The organism is Staphylococcus sp. HMSC068C09 (assembly GCF_001813735.1).
GTDB lineage: Bacteria > Bacillota > Bacilli > Staphylococcales > Staphylococcaceae > Staphylococcus > Staphylococcus hominis.
Window position 1 is genome coordinate 1 of record NZ_KV813720.1, and the last position, 18508, is coordinate 18508.

At 31.5% G+C, this 18508-nt stretch carries 15 protein-coding genes, 1 riboswitch and 1 other annotated feature; of the genes, 12 read left to right on the forward strand and 3 right to left on the reverse strand.

What is annotated here, in order from left to right:
- Positions 1-187 precede the first annotated feature (187 nt).
- The 6 genes from HMPREF2930_RS00290 to ribE (HMPREF2930_RS00315) all read left to right on the forward strand — a co-directional run bounded on the left by HMPREF2930_RS00290 (position 188) and on the right by ribE (HMPREF2930_RS00315) (position 6576).
- Positions 188-1036, forward strand: coding sequence for a peptidoglycan release complex glucosaminidase SagB (locus HMPREF2930_RS00290; RefSeq protein ID WP_037541107.1), 849 nt, complete (start codon positions 188-190; stop codon positions 1034-1036).
- A gap of 295 nt (positions 1037-1331) precedes the next feature.
- Positions 1332-2819, forward strand: coding sequence for an FAD/NAD(P)-binding protein (locus HMPREF2930_RS00295; protein ID WP_017176361.1), 1488 nt, complete (start codon positions 1332-1334; stop codon positions 2817-2819).
- 150 nt (positions 2820-2969) lie between these two features.
- Positions 2970-3105, forward strand: a riboswitch (FMN riboswitch).
- A 121-nt stretch (positions 3106-3226) separates the two neighbouring features.
- Positions 3227-4270 carry a bifunctional diaminohydroxyphosphoribosylaminopyrimidine deaminase/5-amino-6-(5-phosphoribosylamino)uracil reductase RibD gene (gene ribD / locus HMPREF2930_RS00300; protein ID WP_017176360.1) on the forward strand — a complete coding sequence of 348 codons (1044 nt, stop codon included), beginning with the start codon at positions 3227-3229 and terminating at the stop codon, positions 4268-4270.
- A 6-nt stretch (positions 4271-4276) separates the two neighbouring features.
- Positions 4277-4909, forward strand: coding sequence for a riboflavin synthase (gene ribE / locus HMPREF2930_RS00305; RefSeq protein WP_017176359.1), 633 nt, complete (start codon positions 4277-4279; stop codon positions 4907-4909).
- An 11-nt stretch (positions 4910-4920) separates the two neighbouring features.
- On the forward strand, positions 4921-6105 hold the full coding sequence (locus HMPREF2930_RS00310; RefSeq protein ID WP_017176358.1) for a bifunctional 3,4-dihydroxy-2-butanone-4-phosphate synthase/GTP cyclohydrolase II: 1185 nt from the start codon (positions 4921-4923) through the stop codon (positions 6103-6105).
- 12 nt (positions 6106-6117) lie between these two features.
- Positions 6118-6576: a 6,7-dimethyl-8-ribityllumazine synthase gene (ribE, locus tag HMPREF2930_RS00315; RefSeq protein WP_002455177.1), complete on the forward strand. Its 459-nt coding sequence runs from the start codon at positions 6118-6120 to the stop codon at positions 6574-6576.
- Between the two features lie 51 nt (positions 6577-6627).
- Here ribE (HMPREF2930_RS00315) and HMPREF2930_RS00320 read toward each other — a convergent pair whose 3' ends face one another.
- The gene (locus HMPREF2930_RS00320) at positions 6628-7629 is read right to left on the reverse strand and encodes a proline dehydrogenase family protein (RefSeq protein ID WP_017176357.1); all 1002 of its coding nucleotides are present in this window, start codon (positions 7627-7629) and stop codon (positions 6628-6630) included.
- 208 nt (positions 7630-7837) lie between these two features.
- Here HMPREF2930_RS00320 and HMPREF2930_RS00325 point away from each other — a divergent pair, with 208 nt between their 5' ends.
- Both HMPREF2930_RS00325 and HMPREF2930_RS00330 read left to right on the forward strand, forming a co-directional pair.
- Entirely contained in the window at positions 7838-8665 is an 828-nt protein-coding gene (locus HMPREF2930_RS00325; RefSeq protein ID WP_017176356.1) for an alpha/beta fold hydrolase, read from the forward strand.
- A gap of 296 nt (positions 8666-8961) precedes the next feature.
- Positions 8962-9363: a transcriptional regulator, SarA/Rot family gene (locus tag HMPREF2930_RS00330; protein WP_002449620.1), complete on the forward strand. Its 402-nt coding sequence runs from the start codon at positions 8962-8964 to the stop codon at positions 9361-9363.
- 60 nt (positions 9364-9423) lie between these two features.
- On the opposite strand, the gene HMPREF2930_RS00335 is transcribed toward HMPREF2930_RS00330, so the two are convergent.
- Both HMPREF2930_RS00335 and HMPREF2930_RS00340 read right to left on the reverse strand, forming a co-directional pair.
- Entirely contained in the window at positions 9424-9984 is a 561-nt protein-coding gene (locus HMPREF2930_RS00335; protein WP_017176355.1) for a tRNA 5-(aminomethyl)-2-thiouridylate-methyltransferase MnmM, read from the reverse strand.
- Positions 9981-10940 carry a tRNA modification radical SAM protein MnmL/YtqA gene (locus tag HMPREF2930_RS00340; protein WP_017176354.1) on the reverse strand — a complete coding sequence of 320 codons (960 nt, stop codon included), beginning with the start codon at positions 10938-10940 and terminating at the stop codon, positions 9981-9983. Before HMPREF2930_RS00340 ends, HMPREF2930_RS00335 begins: the two co-directional genes overlap by 4 nt.
- Positions 10941-11051: 111 nt before the next feature.
- On the opposite strand from HMPREF2930_RS00340, the gene HMPREF2930_RS00345 reads away from it, so the two are divergent.
- The 4 genes from HMPREF2930_RS00345 to HMPREF2930_RS00360 form a co-directional block, all read left to right on the forward strand.
- Positions 11052-12236: an MDR family MFS transporter gene (locus HMPREF2930_RS00345; RefSeq protein ID WP_025987199.1), complete on the forward strand. Its 1185-nt coding sequence runs from the start codon at positions 11052-11054 to the stop codon at positions 12234-12236.
- A 65-nt stretch (positions 12237-12301) separates the two neighbouring features.
- Positions 12302-12492 (forward strand) — a binding site (T-box leader).
- 47 nt (positions 12493-12539) lie between these two features.
- Complete coding sequence (gene leuS / locus HMPREF2930_RS00350; protein WP_017176352.1) at positions 12540-14954, forward strand: leucine--tRNA ligase; 2415 nt, start codon at positions 12540-12542, stop codon at positions 14952-14954.
- An 18-nt stretch (positions 14955-14972) separates the two neighbouring features.
- Positions 14973-15284 (forward strand): rhodanese-like domain-containing protein, encoded by a 312-nt coding sequence (locus HMPREF2930_RS00355; RefSeq protein WP_017176351.1) that lies wholly within the window; start codon positions 14973-14975, stop codon positions 15282-15284.
- Between the two features lie 246 nt (positions 15285-15530).
- Positions 15531-18508: SasC/FmtB family protein (locus HMPREF2930_RS00360; RefSeq protein ID WP_141751505.1), on the forward strand; the 2978-nt coding region annotated here is incomplete at its 3' end.

Sequence of the window (18508 nt, forward strand, 5' to 3'; positions counted from 1 at the left end):
ATTTTGTTAGGAATTATGTCCCAGCCTCTTTTATTTTTTATTAAATTTCAATTTTGTTACTTTTATTTTATGAATATGTAACATTATAATTATAAAATTGTTTATGAGAATTAAAAATGTTAGAATTTATTATCATAGATGACTTTTCTATAAATGAAATTACAACATTAACCTAAGAGGTGTGAATATGACAAAGCACAGAAAAGGTTCTATTATAGGCCTAATAGGGTTACTTATTATTTTAGTAGCAGCTGGCTTCATTTTTTTCTCAATGATTTCTGATCAGATATTTTTCAAAAAAGTAAATGAAGTAGAGAAAGTTCAACATGTGAACGTCACGCTTGATAAAGCTGCTGCAAAACAAATAGATAACTATACAAGTCAACAAGTATCGAATAAAAACAATAATGCATGGAGAGATGCATCAGCAAGTGAAATTAAAGGTGCAATGGATAGTAGTAAATTTATCGATGATGATAAACAAAAATATCAATTTTTAGATTTATCTAAATATCAAGGGATTGATAAAAATCGTATCAAACGTATGTTGTTCGATCGACCTACATTATTGAAACATACTGATGCTTTTGTAAATGCTGCAAAAGAAAAACATGTTAATGAAGTCTATTTAATTTCTCATGCATTATTAGAAACAGGTTCAGTAAAAAGTGAACTTGCGAATGGTGTAAATATTGATGGTAAAAAATATTATAATTTTTATGGCGTTGGAGCTTTAGATGAAGATCCAATCAAAACAGGTGCTGAATATGCGAAAAAACATGGTTGGGATACACCAGAGAAAGCAATTAAAGGTGGCGCAGACTTTATTCATAAACACTTCCTATCTCACGATGATCAAAATACATTATATAGCATGAGATGGAATCCTATGAATCCTGGTGAACATCAATATGCGACTGATATTAAATGGGCTGAAAGTAATGCGGAAATTATTGCTGATTTCTATAAAGAAATGAAAACAGAAGGTAAATACTTCAAGCTATATGTTTATAAAGATGATCAAAAACATCAATAATCAAAATAAAAACCAACATTATCTTTAATTAGATGATGTTGGTTTTTTTATTTATTCAGCTTTGTTTTTTCTTGAAGCCCAAGTAAATCCAATGATAAAAACAATTAATGTTTTTAATAAAAATTTCATTGTTTAGTCACCTCAATATCTAAATTTTAACATAGTTACACATGATTATTTATGTTTTGAAATGGATCATCGTGTTAATAGTGAAACATTTTGAAGTCGAGAATCGTATTGGTATAATATGATAATATTCAACATAATACAAATATATAAAAGGATGATGTTAAATATGCGAGTAGCAATTATAGGCATGGGTACAGCAGGTGTAAGTGTACTTAGACAACTCGTTAAACATAAAGACTTTAAGCAATTAAAAGTCGATGTCTACGATAATGAATTTAATATGGGACAGGGTGTTCCTTTTCAAAATGATAGTAGTCAATTATTAATTAACTTACCCACTAAAAAGATGAGTTTAAATTTAGATGATGATGAAGAGTTTTGGAAATGGTATCAAACACAATCTGATTTTACGTTTAAAAATCCAAAGTATTTACCAAGATTTGTTTTTGGCCATTATATGAAATCATACTTATCAAATTATGAGACATTATATGATAACCTTACAGTCATTAAACAACCAGTACAAGAAGTCTTCATTAATTCAAATATAGATGAAACCACATTGAAATATTATGTCTGTACGTCTAAAGATATGAAGCATTGTCAAGTATATGATTACATATTTTTAACTATAGGTACTTTATCATATCACGATCCTTATCATTTAAAAGGTATAAAAGGTTATATTCAAACTCCTTACCCTACATATAATACTTTAGATGATGTACAAGAATCTGATGATATTGCTATTATTGGAACAGGATTAGCTAGTTTAGATGTAGTGCGTTATGTAGCGTTTCATCATCCTAAACTACCTATCACAATGACGAGTCGTTCTGCTCAATTGCCTAGCGTAAGAGGAAACATGAAAAAAATTGAGTTTCAATGTTTAACAAAATCTAAATTTAATGATATTAAAGATAAGTACTTTGGAAATGTGCCATTAGAGAAAGCATTCGATTTATTTAAAGAAGAGTGTGATTTAAATGGTATTGATTTACAGAAATTGGTTCACCGCCGAACAGGAGATACGATTAAAGATTTAAATTATGATTTAGAACATCCAGATGAGATAGGTATATTCCAAACATTAATAGAGAATGTCAAAGAAAATTTAAATTGGATTTGGAATAGTTTTAGTCGTCAAGATCAAATTGAATTCGATAAACGTTTCACTAAAATTATTCAACTTAACTCAAACCCTATGCCTCCAAGAACTGCAAAACTCATCAAGCAATTAATAAAAGATGGTTCATTAGTGATTAGAAAGGATTTAGAAAATGTGGTACATAAAAATGGACTATTTAATTTAAAATTTAAAAATGATGAACAATGGTATCCACATCATATTATTATTAATGCAACAGGTTCTAAAACACATTTAAAAGATTTAGATGAAGATGATCAATTTATCTTAAATCTTCAAAATCGACAAATTGTTCAAGCCCATCCTATGGGTGGAATACAAATTATCCCAGAAACAAATCAGGTGATTAGTCCAAGATATGGTACTTTAAATAATATGATTGCTATTGGACAAATCACTAATGGAGTAAATAAATTGCGGAATGGAGTAAAAATGATTGTTAATCAAGCGGTAAGTGCAGTGGATTATTTATATGAAATTCGAAAAGAATTTGATTATACAGTATAATGCTTTACACAATAATGAATAAATATCTCTTTAAGAGTTAAATTTAAAAATCAAATTGAAATTCTTTATTTGTAATTTTCCAAAAATAAATGTAAGATGATATATGTAGTACTAAACTACGATGACTCAAATTTAATCACAATTTCATACGTATTCTTTCGGGGCAGGGTGTAATTCCCAACCGGCAGTAATTAAGCCTGCGACCCACTTAATCTTAATTTATTAAGTGGCTGATCTAGTGAGACTCTAGAGCCGACAGTAAAAGTCTGGATGGGAGAAAGAATCAATCACATCATTACTGAATGATGTATAAGCATGCACAATATAAAAATTGTAGTACGCTTATTTAAGTATATACATGCCCTATGCCTGTGAAACAGGTATGGGGTTTTTTTAGAGGTGATAAATTGAGTGAATTTATGAAATATGCAATTCAATTAGCACAAATGGTGAAGGGACAAACTGGAGTTAATCCTCCTGTTGGCTCAGTTGTTGTGAAGGATGGGCGTATTGTGGGACTAGGTGCACATTTAAAGCAAGGAGAGAAACATGCGGAAGTTCAGGCTTTAGATATGGCACAAGATAAAGCAAAAGGCGGCACCATTTATATTTCTCTTGAACCCTGTACACATTATGGGTCAACACCACCTTGTGTGAATAAAATTATTGAACATGGGCTTAGTAAAGTGATTTATGCTGTAAAAGATACGACGTTATCTTCTGAGGGAGATATCATTCTTGAAAAGGCAGGTATTGAAGTTGAATATCAATATTCAGAAGAAGCTTTTGCTTTGTATGAAGATTTCTTCAAAGCAAAACAACATAAAATCCCTGAAATTACAGTAAAAGTCTCGACTTCGTTAGATGGGAAACAAGCGACTGATAGTGGACAAAGTCAATGGATTACGAATAAAGCTGTAAAACAAGATGTATATCGTTTAAGACATACTCATGATGCCGTATTAACTGGTAATGGAACGCTTGAAGCGGATAATCCACAATATACAACACGTATTCAAGATGGTAAACATCCAATAAGAATCATACTATCTAAGCGAGGTCAAATTGATTATTCAAAACAGATATTTCACGATCAATTAAGTGAAATTTGGATTTATACTGAAAATCATGAACTAAAAAGTCCAAGTCATCATATAAAAATAATATATTTAGAAACATGTAATTTAAAATCTATTTTATCTGATATATATCAAAGAGGTGTTGGCAGATTATTAGTAGAAGCTGGGCCTCATATAACTTCAGAATTTCTCCAATCTAATTATTTAGACCATCTTATTATTTATTATGCCCCGAAAATAATAGGCGGTATTGGAAAAAATCAATTTTATCAAACTGATAATGTCATTGATTTAGCTAATGCGCCACAATTTGAAGTGATTTCTACCGAGTCTATTCAACAAAATATTAAAATGACATTGCGAAAGAAGTGAAGATAAATGTTTACAGGTATCGTTGAAGAAATAGGTACTGTAAAGCGTATTCGCACTCAACAATCCGTAAGGACATTAGATATTTCATGTCAAAAAATTATAGAAGATATGCATATTGGTGATTCTATAAGCGTAAATGGTGCGTGTTTAACAGTCATTGATTTTAAACAAAATCAATTTTCTGTCCAAGTGATTAAAGGTACTGAAAATAAAACCTATTTAGCTAATATTAAAGAAAATGATGAAGTCAATCTTGAACGTGCAATGTCAGGTAGTGGACGTTTCGGAGGACATTTTGTATTAGGTCATGTAGATGCAAAAGGAACAATTATAAATATCAGAGAAACGCCTAATTCACGCATTGTATCTATTAAGGCATCGGACTCGGTCATCAAACAAATGGTTAAGCAAGGTTCTATTACTGTTGATGGCGTAAGTTTAACAATTTTTGACTTGCATCAACATAGTTTTGATATCCATCTTATTCCTGAAACAAGACGTTCAACGATTCTTTCTAATAAAAAAATGGGCGATGAAGTTCATCTTGAAACAGATGTATTATTTAAATATGTTGAAAGTATAGTTGGTAAAAATAAATCTGATTTATCAGTTGATAAATTAAAAGCATATGGTTTTTAGGAGGGGCTTAAATGAAATTCGATAGCATTGAAGAAGCGTTAGAAGCATTAAGAAATGGCGATAGTATTATTGTAGTAGATGATGAAGATCGTGAAAATGAAGGTGACTTAATTGCAGTCACTCAATGGATGAAAGATGATACCATTAATTATATGGCCAAAGAAGCGCGTGGATTAATTTGTGCTCCTATAAGTTCACAGATTGCTGAACGTCTAAATCTTAAAACTATGGTTGATGGTAATACAGATGAATACGGTACAAATTTCACTGTAAGTATCGATCATATCTCTACTACTACAGGAATTAGTGCATTTGATCGTACAGCAACAGCGAAAGCGTTAATTAATCCTGATTCTAAACCAGAAAGTTTCCATAAACCAGGACATTTATTTCCTTTAGTGTCTAAAGAAAAAGGTGTATTAGTTAGACCAGGACATACGGAGGCTGCTGTAGATTTAGCTAAATTAACTGGTGCTGCACCTGCTGGAGTTATATGTGAGATAATGAATGACGATGGTACGATGGCAAAAGGTAATGAATTACAACAATTTAAAGAGCGTCATCAATTAAAAATGATTACAATTGAAAGTTTAATTAATTATCGTCGCAAACAAGAAAGCGAAGGTATTGAACTTAAAGCAACTGTAAAAATGCCAACGGATATTGGTGATTTTAAAATGTATGGTTTTCAATCTCAATATACACATGAAGATATTGTTGTACTTGGCAAAGGAGAACCACGTACAACTGAAAATGTAAGACTACATTCTGCTTGTTTAACAGGTGATATTTTCCACAGTCAACGATGTGATTGTGGCGCTCAATTAGAAGCATCAATGAAATATATAAATGATCATGGTGGATTAATTATTTATTTACCACAAGAGGGTAGAGGCATTGGTTTAATGAATAAACTAAAAGCTTATGAATTAATTGAGCAAGGACATGATACGGTTACTGCAAACTTAGCATTAGGTTTTGATGAAGACTTAAGAGATTATCATATAGCTGCTCAAATTCTTAAATATTTTAATGTTCAACAAGTTAATTTATTAAGTAATAATCCTAAGAAATTTGAAGGCTTGGAAGATTATGGTATAAAAGTTGCAGATCGTACAGAAATTATTGTGCCAGAAACGGAACATAATCATCATTATATGGAAACAAAAAAATTGAAAATGGGACATCTTATTTAGGAGGAATTTAGAATGAATTTTGAAGGTAAATTAGTCGGTACAAATTTAAAAGTTGCAATAGTAGTGAGTAGATTTAATGATTTTATTACCAATCGTTTATTAGATGGAGCGAAAGATACATTAGTAAGACATGGTGTAGATGAAGATAACATTGATGTTGCGTATGTACCAGGTGCATTTGAAATTCCACTTGTTGCTAAAAAATTAGCGCAAAAAAATGATTATGATGCAGTGATTACTTTAGGCTGTGTCATTAGAGGTGCAACATCTCATTATGACTATGTTTGTAATGAAGTTGCTAAAGGCGTATCAAAAGCAAATGATGTTACGAATACACCAGTTATTTTCGGTGTTTTAACAACTGAAAGTATTGAACAAGCAGTTGAAAGAGCGGGTACGAAAGCAGGTAATAAAGGTGCAGAAGCGGCAGTAAGTGCAATTGAAATGGCAAACTTACTTAAACAGTTTTAATTAATGTAGAGCGTCTCGATAATTTTAAGGATTATCGAGACGCTCTGTATTTCAACGTTTTAGTAATTTCACAATACTAGATACTAATGTAAGTGTTCCTAAAGCTAGTCCACTAACTAAGCCAATTTTTTTTAGTGCTTCTGTTGAAATAAATTCTTGATAGGCAAGGGAAAGATTTTGAGGTCTCTCAGCCAGGCGACGCATGAAATAAGCAAACCAGTCATTGCCATATGGAACATAAACGGTAAAGTGATATCCTTGTCTAGCAATCTCTTCTGCTAATTCATTACGAAAACCATACAACATTTGAAATTCAAAAGTGCTTTTTTCAATATGATGATCTTTGACAAATTGTTTAACATGGTTAATGATTTTATCATCATGTGTTGCAATTGACGTAAAGTTTTTGGCATTAAGTAAACGTTTTTCAATAATATTTATATAATTTTTATCTATATCTTTTTTACTTTGATAAGCAATCGTATCATTTTCTTTATAAGCGCCTTTGACCAGTCTTAATCGTAATTCTGGGTACTTATCAATTAATTTCTCTGCATCATAAAGGTATCCTTGAATAACTGTACCGACATTTCTAAATTCTCCTTTTAACCTGTCTAAAATCTGTAATGTTTGTGATAAGCTATTATATTTTTCCATATCAATATTAATATGCATATTATCATAGGTATTAGCCTTTAATAAAATGTCTCTTAAATTTTGATAGGCTAACTCAGTATCAAATTCACCGCCTAATGAACTCACTTTCACCGACATATGTGCACTCACTTGATATTTATTAATAGCTTCCATTATCTCAAGAATTTCATTTTTAGCTTGAGTCGCTGCTGCTTTAGTATTAACAAATTCTCCAAGATTATCTACAGTAACATCAATATGTTTAGCGTTTAAACGTTCAATTGTATCAATGAGTTGTTCTATAGTATTACCCGCAACAACTCTATTAGCCCCCATGGTAGGTCCGATTTTTTTAGCCATTTCATTTAAATATGTAATATTTGATAATGTTATGAAAAAATCTCTGAATAAAGACATATCTATTCCTCCATCCCACTCGTATCTATCTCTATAACAAGTTTAGCATGAATACATCGTTTAAGAAAGCGTTTACATTTAGGAGGTAAAATACGTTTAAATTCATTAGTCATAAATTAAGAGAATCTATATACTGTTTAACAACAATTAAAGGTATAATTTGATATAATACATTTGATAAACATTCAATTAGAGAGGATTCAAAAATATGTGGAAGTGGGAAACAGAACATGACGCTAAAGGCGTAATCATCATAGTACATAATATGTTAGAACATACTGGTAGATATGCGTATGTGATTACGATGTTGAGACGTAATGGTTATCACGTAATTATGGGTGATTTACCTGGACAAGGTCAAACTTCACGAGCTAACAGAGGTCAACTACAACGTTTTGAAATTTACCATGAACAGTTAGTTGAATGGATAAAAATTGCAAACGAATATAAATTACCAACATTTGTTATGGGTGTTGGATTAGGTGGTTTAATTATTCTCAATTTACTTGAAAAGACTGAACTACCTATTGAGGGCATATTACTACTCTCTCCAATGCTTGAATTTAAGAAAAATTATAAAACACGAAAAAATATGTTTATATCTAATATTGGAAAGAGCTCAAAAGGTACACAATTTAAATTAGGAATAGATTATGAAGATTTAACTCGTAATTCAGAAGTGATTAATGAGACAAATCATGACGGATTGATGTTAAAGAAAGTATCTTACAAATGGTTTAACATTATTAATGAAACGATGAAAGACACATCACAACATATTAAAGATATCAAACCGTTACCCACTTTATTAATGTATGGTACCGAAGATAAAATTTTAGAAACATCTTCAATAGATATTTTAAAACAACAATTTCTTGCAGATGAATTTTATTTTAAAGCGTGGAAAGGGTTTTATCATGAGATTCACAATGAACCTGAACGAGATCAAGTCATGAGATATATATTAACTTTCTTGAATAATAGCGTAAATACAATGGGATTTATTGTACAAGAAGAAGATATTGAGGAAGTATAAGATAATCTTTAAAAATCTATAAAGAATAGCTCGTAGAAGACAGATATCTACGAGCCTATTCTATATCAAAATTATGGTTATAATATTATAAATGAGCTAAAATTACAATATAAGTAGAATTATAACTATCAATTACTTTTTATAAATTGTATGAATTTAGTATTAGAATTATAATATAAATATTGATTTAAAAAATATAGTTGATATATTATTAAAAAATACCAAATCGTATAAACTTAATAATAAATTGAATTATAGTTATTATACATAATATGAGAGATCAAGGGGAATGAATGATGAAATTACAAAAAAAAGAAACGGTATCTATGGTATTGAAATTAGAGAAATTATTGAAGGATATAGATTCTATATTTAGAATTATTTATGAGAAGTATCATTTAAATAAAGAAGAAGTACTTATTTTATTAACGTTATGGGAAAAGGGGCCTATGACATTAAAAGAGATGGATCAATACGTTAATATCAAGTCATATAAACGAACAAGAACGTATAATAATTTAGTTCAATCTGATTGGGTTTACAAAGAGCGTCCAATTGACGACGAACGTACGGTTATTATCCATTTTAATGAAGAAAAAAATAAATATAGAAATGAATTATTAGATTTTATTACTACTATTATTAAAAGAAAATATGAATCTTTAGAAAATAGTTTGAATTCATTGATGAGCGTTTAATATAAAAAAACCCATAAATTAAAACTACGATTTGATGTTTTAATTTATGGGTTTTAAAATTTAACGTTTTTCAATCGCACATATAAAAGGTGCATGATTAACTTGATTGATAAATTGATATTTTAATATGTGTGCTTTACTTTGATCAAAGTTTTCGAGATATTTTAATAATTCATCTCTTTCGATTTGTCCTTCCTCATGTCCATGATAAATCACTAGTACAATAATACCTTCTGTACTTAATAGTTTAAAAATACTTTCAATAGCTTGAATAGTGGTTTCAGGTTTAGTAACAATGGATTTATCACCTTTAGGCAGATATCCCAAATTGAAAATAGCTGCATCCACGTTTCCGATGATATCACTTGGTATATCATTTAAGATATTTTCATGTCCATCATGTATCAATGTAACATGTTTAAAAGGTGCTATTTTTTCTTTTGTATGTTCAATAGCTTCTTTTTGTATATCGAAACCAAACACTTTGCCATTTGGAACCTGTTTAGCTAAAAATAGGGTATCATGGCCGTTACCACAGGTAGCATCAATAACAATACTATCTTCTTGAATATGTTGCTTAATAAGTGTTTTAGCAAAAGGAAGAATGCGTTCTAATTTCATGAATTCACCTTAGTATTAGATGTGTAAAACTTACCTTGATAAGATTCACGACGTGCTAATTCATCATCTATTTCATTGAGAACTTCCCACTTGTTAACACTCCACATTGGTCCTACCATTAAATCAATCGGTCCATCTCCAGTAATACGATGAATAATCATGTCTGGCGGAAGGATTTCAAGTTGATCACACACTAAGTTTGTATAATCTTCTTGCGTCATAAATTCAAGCATACCTTTTTCGTATTGTTTAACCATTGGTGTACCTTTAAGTAAATGTAATAAATGGATTTTAATACCTTGAACATCCATTTGTGCCACTTCTCGTGCTGTTTCCATCATCATATGATAATCTTCACCTGGTAAGCCATTAATGATGTGTGTACATACGTTAATATTATGTTTACGCAATTTAGCTACACCTTCGTAATACGTTTGCATATCGTGAGCACGATTAATTAAATCAGAGGTCTTTTGATGAACTGTTTGAAGACCAAGTTCCACCCATAAATAAGTACGTTGATTTAGTTCAGCTAAGTATTCAACCACATCATCTGGCAGACAATCTGGACGTGTAGCGATAGATAAACCAATAACTCCTTCTTCTTTTAACACAGGTTCATATTTTTCTTTTAAAACTTCTACAGGTGCATGGGTATTAGTAAATGCTTGGAAGTAAGCAATATATTTACCTTCACTCCATTTTTCATGCATTCGTTCTTTAATTTGTTGGAATTGTACTTCAATTGGATCGGCTCTATTTCCTGCAAAGTCACCACTACCAGCTGCTGAACAAAATGTACAACCGCCATGTGCGACAGTACCATCTCTATTTGGACAGTCAAATCCGCCATCTAGAGCAACTTTAAAAATTTTCTGTCCGAATTTATTTTTTAAATGGTAATTCCATGTATGATATCGTTTATTTTCAAAGGCATACGGGAAATACTTACCCATAACACATTATCCTTTCTATCTAACTTAGTTCTAAGTAAAGATTTTAACATATTTTAATGTTATAGTGTTTATTATAGTTCGATAAAAATATAAAGAGAGGACTTAAAAATTATGAATATACCTAGATCAGTATGGTGGCTAGTTATAGGAATGGCATTAAATATAACTGGCTCTAGCTTTTTATGGCCTTTAAATACGATTTATATGAAAGAAGAATTAGGAAAAAGCTTGACAGTTTCTGGGATTGTTCTAATGATTAATTCTTTTGGAATGGTAGTTGGTAACTTACTAGGTGGAACGTTGTTCGATAAGTTAGGTGGTTATAGAACAATCATGATAGGTACTATTACTTGTTTGCTTAGTACAACATTACTTAATTTCTTTCATGGATGGCCGTGGTATGCAGTTTGGTTAGTGCTACTTGGTTTTGGTGGGGGAATGATTGTTCCAGCAATCTATGCAATGGCTGGTGCCGTTTGGCCTAATGGTGGCAGAACAACTTTTAATGCTATTTACTTAGCTCAAAACATAGGTGTTGCTACCGGAGCTGCAATGGGAGGATTCGTTGCTGAATTTAGCTTTAATTTTATCTTCTTAGCTAATTTAATCATGTACGTATTATTTGGAATTGTAGCCTTTACGCAATTTAATTTAGAATACCATGCTAAAGTGAAATCACCAGATAGTCTAGATATCCAAAGTAAAGAAAATAAAAAACGTTTTATAGCTTTAATACTATTATGTGCCATGTTTAGTATTTGTTGGATTGGATACATTCAATGGGAAACAACAATAGCTTCATTTACGCAACAAATTAATATTTCAATGTCTCAATATAGTGTATTATGGACAGTAAATGGAATTATGATTTTAGTTGCACAACCATTAATTAGACCAGTCATTCGTTTGTTAAAAGGAAACTTAAAATATCAAATGTTTGTTGGTATTTTAATTTTTATGTTGTCATTCTTTGTTACAAGTTTTGCAGAACAATTTACTGTTTTCTTAATAGGAATGATTATTCTTACTTTTGGTGAAATGTTTGTATGGCCTGCAGTACCAACGATTGCCAATTATTTAGCACCGCAAGGTAAGCAAGGTCAATATCAGGGTGTAGTAAATTCTGCATCAACTGTAGGGAAAGCATTTGGTCCTCTAATCGGGGGTATATTGGTAGATACATTCAATATGAGTGCAATGTTCATAGGAATGATCATTCTTTTATTAATTGGAATGTTTTTCTTATCTATTTTTGATAAGGGTCTACCAAAACATTCACAACATGAAAATCGTTGAAAGACAACTTGAAATTAAACATATAAAATATGCTGAACCACTTGCAATTAGGTTACGAATCTCATAATATTAAACTGTATTGGAGTAGTAACTTAAATACTTTTCTAAAGAGAGCTAGTGGTGGTGCAAACTAGCGTTAAGAATTAAGTGAACTTACCGTTAATTAATCGAATTTAAAACATCTCTTACTATTATAAAGTGCACATGTAAAATGTGAATGAGGGTGGTACCGCGGCTAAAGAAAGTCGTCCCTGTCAAAAGTAATAGTTTGAGGTGTTTTATTTTTATTAGGAGGAAAATACTTTGGGTTATAATCACAAAGAGATTGAACAGAAATGGCAAAATTATTGGGCTGAGAATAAAACATTCAAAGCAAGCGATAATTTAGGCCAAAAAAAATTCTATGCATTAGATATGTTTCCATATCCATCTGGTGCGGGATTACACGTAGGACATCCAGAAGGATATACTGCAACGGATATTATTTCTCGTTATAAACGTATGCAAGGATATAATGTATTACATCCAATGGGGTGGGATGCCTTTGGATTACCCGCTGAGCAGTACGCGTTAGATACAGGAAATGATCCTAGAGAATTTACTAAAAAGAATGTTCAAACATTTAAACGTCAAATTCAAGAACTAGGTTTTAGTTATGACTGGGATCGAGAAGTTAATACTACAGATCCTGAATATTATAAATGGACGCAATGGATTTTTATTCAGCTTTATAATAAAGGACTCGCATATGTAGATGAGGTTGCAGTAAACTGGTGTCCAGCACTTGGTACAGTGTTATCAAATGAAGAGGTTGTAGATGGTGTATCAGAACGTGGAGGTCATCCTGTATATAGACGTCCGATGAAACAATGGGTATTAAAAATTACAGAATATGCCGATCGTTTATTAGAAGATTTAGATGAATTAGATTGGCCTGAATCAATTAAAGATATGCAAAGAAACTGGATTGGTCGTTCTGAAGGTGCACGTGTGTCATTTAATGTTGAAAATACTAATGACACTATTGATGTGTTTACAACACGTCCAGATACTATCTACGGTACAACATTCTTAGTACTTAGTCCTGAACATGCGTTAGTGAATGAAATGACTACTGATGACAAAAAAGAAGTGGTTAAACAGTATCAAGAAGAAGCATCAAAAAAATCAGACTTAGAGCGTACTGATTTAGCAAAAGATAAATCAGGTGTGTTTACTGGGGCGTATGCTATTAACCCATTATCAGGTAAAAAACTTCCAATTTGGATTGCTGATTATGTATTATCGACTTATGGTACGGGTGCAGTGATGGCAGTACCAGGACATGATGAGCGCGACCATGAATTTGCTAAGAAATTTGATTTACCTATCATTGAAGTCATCGAGGGCGGAAATGTTCAAGAAGAAGCATATACTGGAGAAGGAGCACATATCAATTCTGGCGAACTAGATGGGCTAGATAATAAAGAAGCAATTTCTAAAGCAATTACTTTACTCGAAGCCAAAGGTGCTGGCGAGAAAAAAGTGAATTACAAATTACGTGACTGGTTATTTAGTAGACAACGTTATTGGGGAGAACCAATTCCAGTGATTCATTGGGAAGATGGTACGATGACAACTGTGCCTGAAGAAGAACTTCCATTATTACTTCCTGAAACTGACCAAATCAAACCATCTGGTACGGGTGAATCACCATTAGCCAATATTGATGACTTTGTAAATGTTGTTGATGAAAAAACAGGCATGAAAGGTCGTCGCGAAACAAATACTATGCCACAATGGGCTGGTAGTTGTTGGTATTATTTACGATATATTGATCCACATAATGAGAATATGTTAGCAGATCCAGAGAAATTAAAACATTGGTTGCCGGTAGACTTATATATTGGTGGAGTAGAACATGCGGTACTTCACTTACTGTATTCAAGATTCTGGCATAAAGTATTATATGATTTAGGTGTAGTTCCTACGAAAGAACCATTCCAAAAATTATTCAACCAAGGTATGATTCTCGGTGAAGGCAACGAAAAAATGAGTAAATCTAAGGGTAACGTTGTTAATCCTGATGATATCGTAGCATCACATGGCGCAGATACATTACGCCTATATGAAATGTTTATGGGACCATTAGATGCAGCTATAGCATGGAGTGAAAATGGATTAGATGGCTCTAGACGTTTCTTAGATCGTGTATGGAGATTATTCATTAATGAAGATGGGTCATTATCTAATAAAATTGTTGAAAATAACGATAATTCATTAGATAAAGTTTATAATCAAACGGTTAAAAAAGTGACTGAAGACTTTGATACTCTTAACTTTAATACGGCAATTAGTCAATTAATGGTATTTATCAATGATTGTTATAAAGCGAATCACATTTACAAACCTTATGTAGAAGGATTTGTTAAAATGTTAGCACCAATTGCCCCTCACATTAGTGAAGAGTTATGGCAACGTTTAGGCAATCAAGAAACTATTACGTATCAACCTTGGCCTACGTATAATGAATCATTACTTGTAGATGATGAGATTGAAATTGTAGTGCAAGTTAATGGTAAAGTAAGAGCGAAAATCAATATTCCTAAAGACTTATCTAAAGAAGATATGCAAGAGTTAGCATTACAAAATGAAAATGTTAAACTATCTATAGAAGGTAAAGAGATTAAAAAAGTTATCGCTGTACCTCAAAAATTAGTGAATATCGTTGCAAAATAATGGAAGAGGAGTTTTAAAATGGAAACAATAACAGTAGATCAATTAAAAGAGAAAATACTAGGATCTAATCCAGTAAATATTATCGATGTGCGAACAGATGAAGAAACTGCAATGGGGACAATTCCTGGAGCTAAAACTATTCCAATGGATCAAATTGCTGATAACTTAAATCAATTTAATAAAAATGAAACGTACTACATCGTTTGTGCTGCAGGTGTTCGTAGTGAAAAAGTAGCGAACTACCTTGAAAATGAAGGTATTCATGCAGTTAATGTTGAAGGGGGCATGCAAGCATGGGGTGATGAAGGTATTGAAATAGACAGTATATAATGATTTATAGATATTTAAACAATAATACAGAAAAACAGCGAAGTTATGATTCTTCGCTGTTTTTTTATAATTTAACTTATTTTTAATATTTTTATATTATTTAGTTGTAGTACTTTTAATTTTATTATGATATTATATTTAAGTGTGAATATAATATTATGTAAGTGAGAGTAACAACTATAGCATACATAAAACATTTTCATTATAACAATTGACATCAAGAGAGAACATCAAGGAGGAAACATAATGAATCTTTTTAAAAAACAGAAATTTAGTATTCGTAAATTTAGTGTGGGGACATTTTCAACGCTAATTGCTACATTAGTGTTTTTATCACATCCTGGTCATGCAGCAACTCATGATGCAGAAACAAATACAAGTGCGCCACAAACGAATGAAAGTGCGACGATTAATAAACAAAATACTAATATTGAACAACCACATAATGAAACAACGTCAGCAAATACATCTAATTCAAATGAAAATAATCGAAATAATGAAAGTAATACTTCAAGTGATTATTCAATTAACCGTGAACGTGAAGAAGGTACAGTGAATAATGTAATTAATAGCACTGAAAATAATACAAATCATAATGAGAAAGTAACAACTAATGACGTAGTTAGTAATGAAAATAATCATGAAACTACAAACGTTAATCAACCACATAGAAGAGGGAAACGTTCAGTAGATAACACTCCTAGTACTACAAATACAGATCCGATGGCTGTAAATGAACAAAATACTGGTCAAATCATTAATGGGACATTTACAGATAATTCACAGGGTGCGACGATACCGACTAAGAATTTAGAGTCTGCAATGAATGAAGCAAATACTGTACCGGGTTGGCATGTAAATAGTAATGATCAAACCATCATTCCATTAATTTGGGGTCCTAAATCGTTGCCCGCATACAATCCTTATATATTCGATAAAACCAATAATAAAATTGGTGTAGTACTATCAAAATATAATGGTAACTTTAATCAAGTTCCAGGTATAGCTGATCCTACAGTAGGATCAATTTACCAAGATGTTGATGTTACTCCTGGATCAGAAATCCAATTACATTATATTTCTAGTAGTATGAATAATATATGGGGGGTTAATGGTGCAAGAGTGTATATTTACGATGCGAATAATCCTTCTACACTTTTATATAAAGGAACTCCGGATATATTACAGAACCCAATTGGTAACTTTGTAGGTGTATTTCAAGTGCCAGAAACAGTCTCACGATTAAGATTAAGATTTGAATCGGCATTAAATCGTAGTACTGATTCTACTAATGGACATAGACTCCTTACTGGTCCTAATAACTTTGGAGGCGGAGTGTTAGCTGATGTTACCATTAATAGTGGCGCATATTTAACTGCGACAGTAAATAATACACACTACTTTGCACAATCTGGATCCATAAATGCTGATCGAGTTTATCAAGAAATAGGGTTTAGAATTGAAAATAGAGGACATTCTAGTTCAAATAAAACAGAATATACGATTGTTTTACCAGAAGATGTGACATATGTATCTACAAAAAATGCTACTGGAAAATTTAATGCAGCAACTAAAGAGTTAACAGTTAAAATAGATCGACTTGAAGCAGGAGCAAGTAAAAATATTTCTATAGGATTATCCTTACCAACTGATCGACCAATTGAAAAAGAATTCTTAGGACATTTGACTTATGTTACAGATGGTATAAATATGAATAGGTTAAGTGATTCTAAAGATTTTGGACGTAATAATGGCGATCATTATACAAGATACGGTGTGCATAATGAATTTGTAAGTGTTGATTCTGCTATGCGACAAGGAGATATTGTATTAGATAAACAAACTATTACAGTTAAAATGTATAAGCAACATTTGAGAGACAAAGTAACAGAAATTGAGGATGATTTAGCCAATCTTGATCAAAACGATAATTCACCAGAAGTATGGGAAGCAATGCAAGTGGTACTTAGAAAAGCTAAAGAAGTATTAGCTGAAACAGATGAGATGCCTATAAGTGAATTGAAAGATCAAGCAACGATTAATAGTATCGATTTAAATTTAGATAAAGCACATGCTAAATTATCATTAGACAAAGTTGCAAGAACTAAAAGAGCGCTCTTTATGGGTAACGATACAGCTACAATTGAAGAAAAAAATGCTGTGATTGAGCAAGTGAATCAAGCACTACAATCTAGTTATACAGCTGTTGATCAATCAATGACTTCAAATGATGTAGCAACAAATAAAGACACTGGAATTAATGAAATTACAATGATTGATCTTACTCCAACAGTAAAGCAAGCAGCAATTGATGAATTAACTGAAAGAGCAAATGCTAAAAAAGTAGAGTTTGATAATAATCCTGATGCAACAGTAGAAGAAAAAGAAGCTGCAAAAGCAACGATTGATAATTTAGTGTCAGAGGCTACAACAAATATTATGAATGAAACTACAAATAATGGTGTAGCGCAACAAAAAACAAGTAGTATAGATAGTGTGAATGCTGCTACTATAACTCCAATTGTTCGAAGTAACGCTAGAACTGCAATAGATAATATAGCATCTGCAAGAAAAGTTGAAATAGATAAGGATAATAATGCAACTTTAGAAGAAAAAAATGCAGCTAAAACTGAGATAGATAATTTGGTAGCTAGAGCAAAAGCAGATATTAATAGTCTAAATCACAATAATGAAATTGAAATATTAAAAGAAAACAAAGTAAACGAAATATCACAAGTAGTAGCGCATCCAGTAAAGAAAAATGCTGCTGCACAAGCAATTGATCAAGCCGCTATAGCTAAAAAACAAGAAATTGATTTAATAGAAGATGCGACTATAGAAGAAAAAGAAGACGCAAAAGCAAAAGTAGATAAAATAGTAACCGAAGCTAAAAATAACATTAATCAAGCAACTACTAATTCAAGTGTAGATGATGCACAAAATGAAGGAATAACTGCAATTAATGCAGTTATTCCAGAAGTGGTTAAAAAATCAGATGCAAGAGATACAATCGATGAGGTAGCCCGAATTAAAAAAGCAGCAATTGATCAAACACCTGATGCAACAGTAGAAGAAAAAGAGGCAGCAATAGCGAAAATAGATCAAGAGGTTACTAAGGCTAAGGAACAAATTCATCAAGCACTAAAAAATGAAAATGTAGATACTGCTAAAATAAATGGTACGAATTTTATTAATGCAATCCAACCAGAAATTACGAAAAAAAT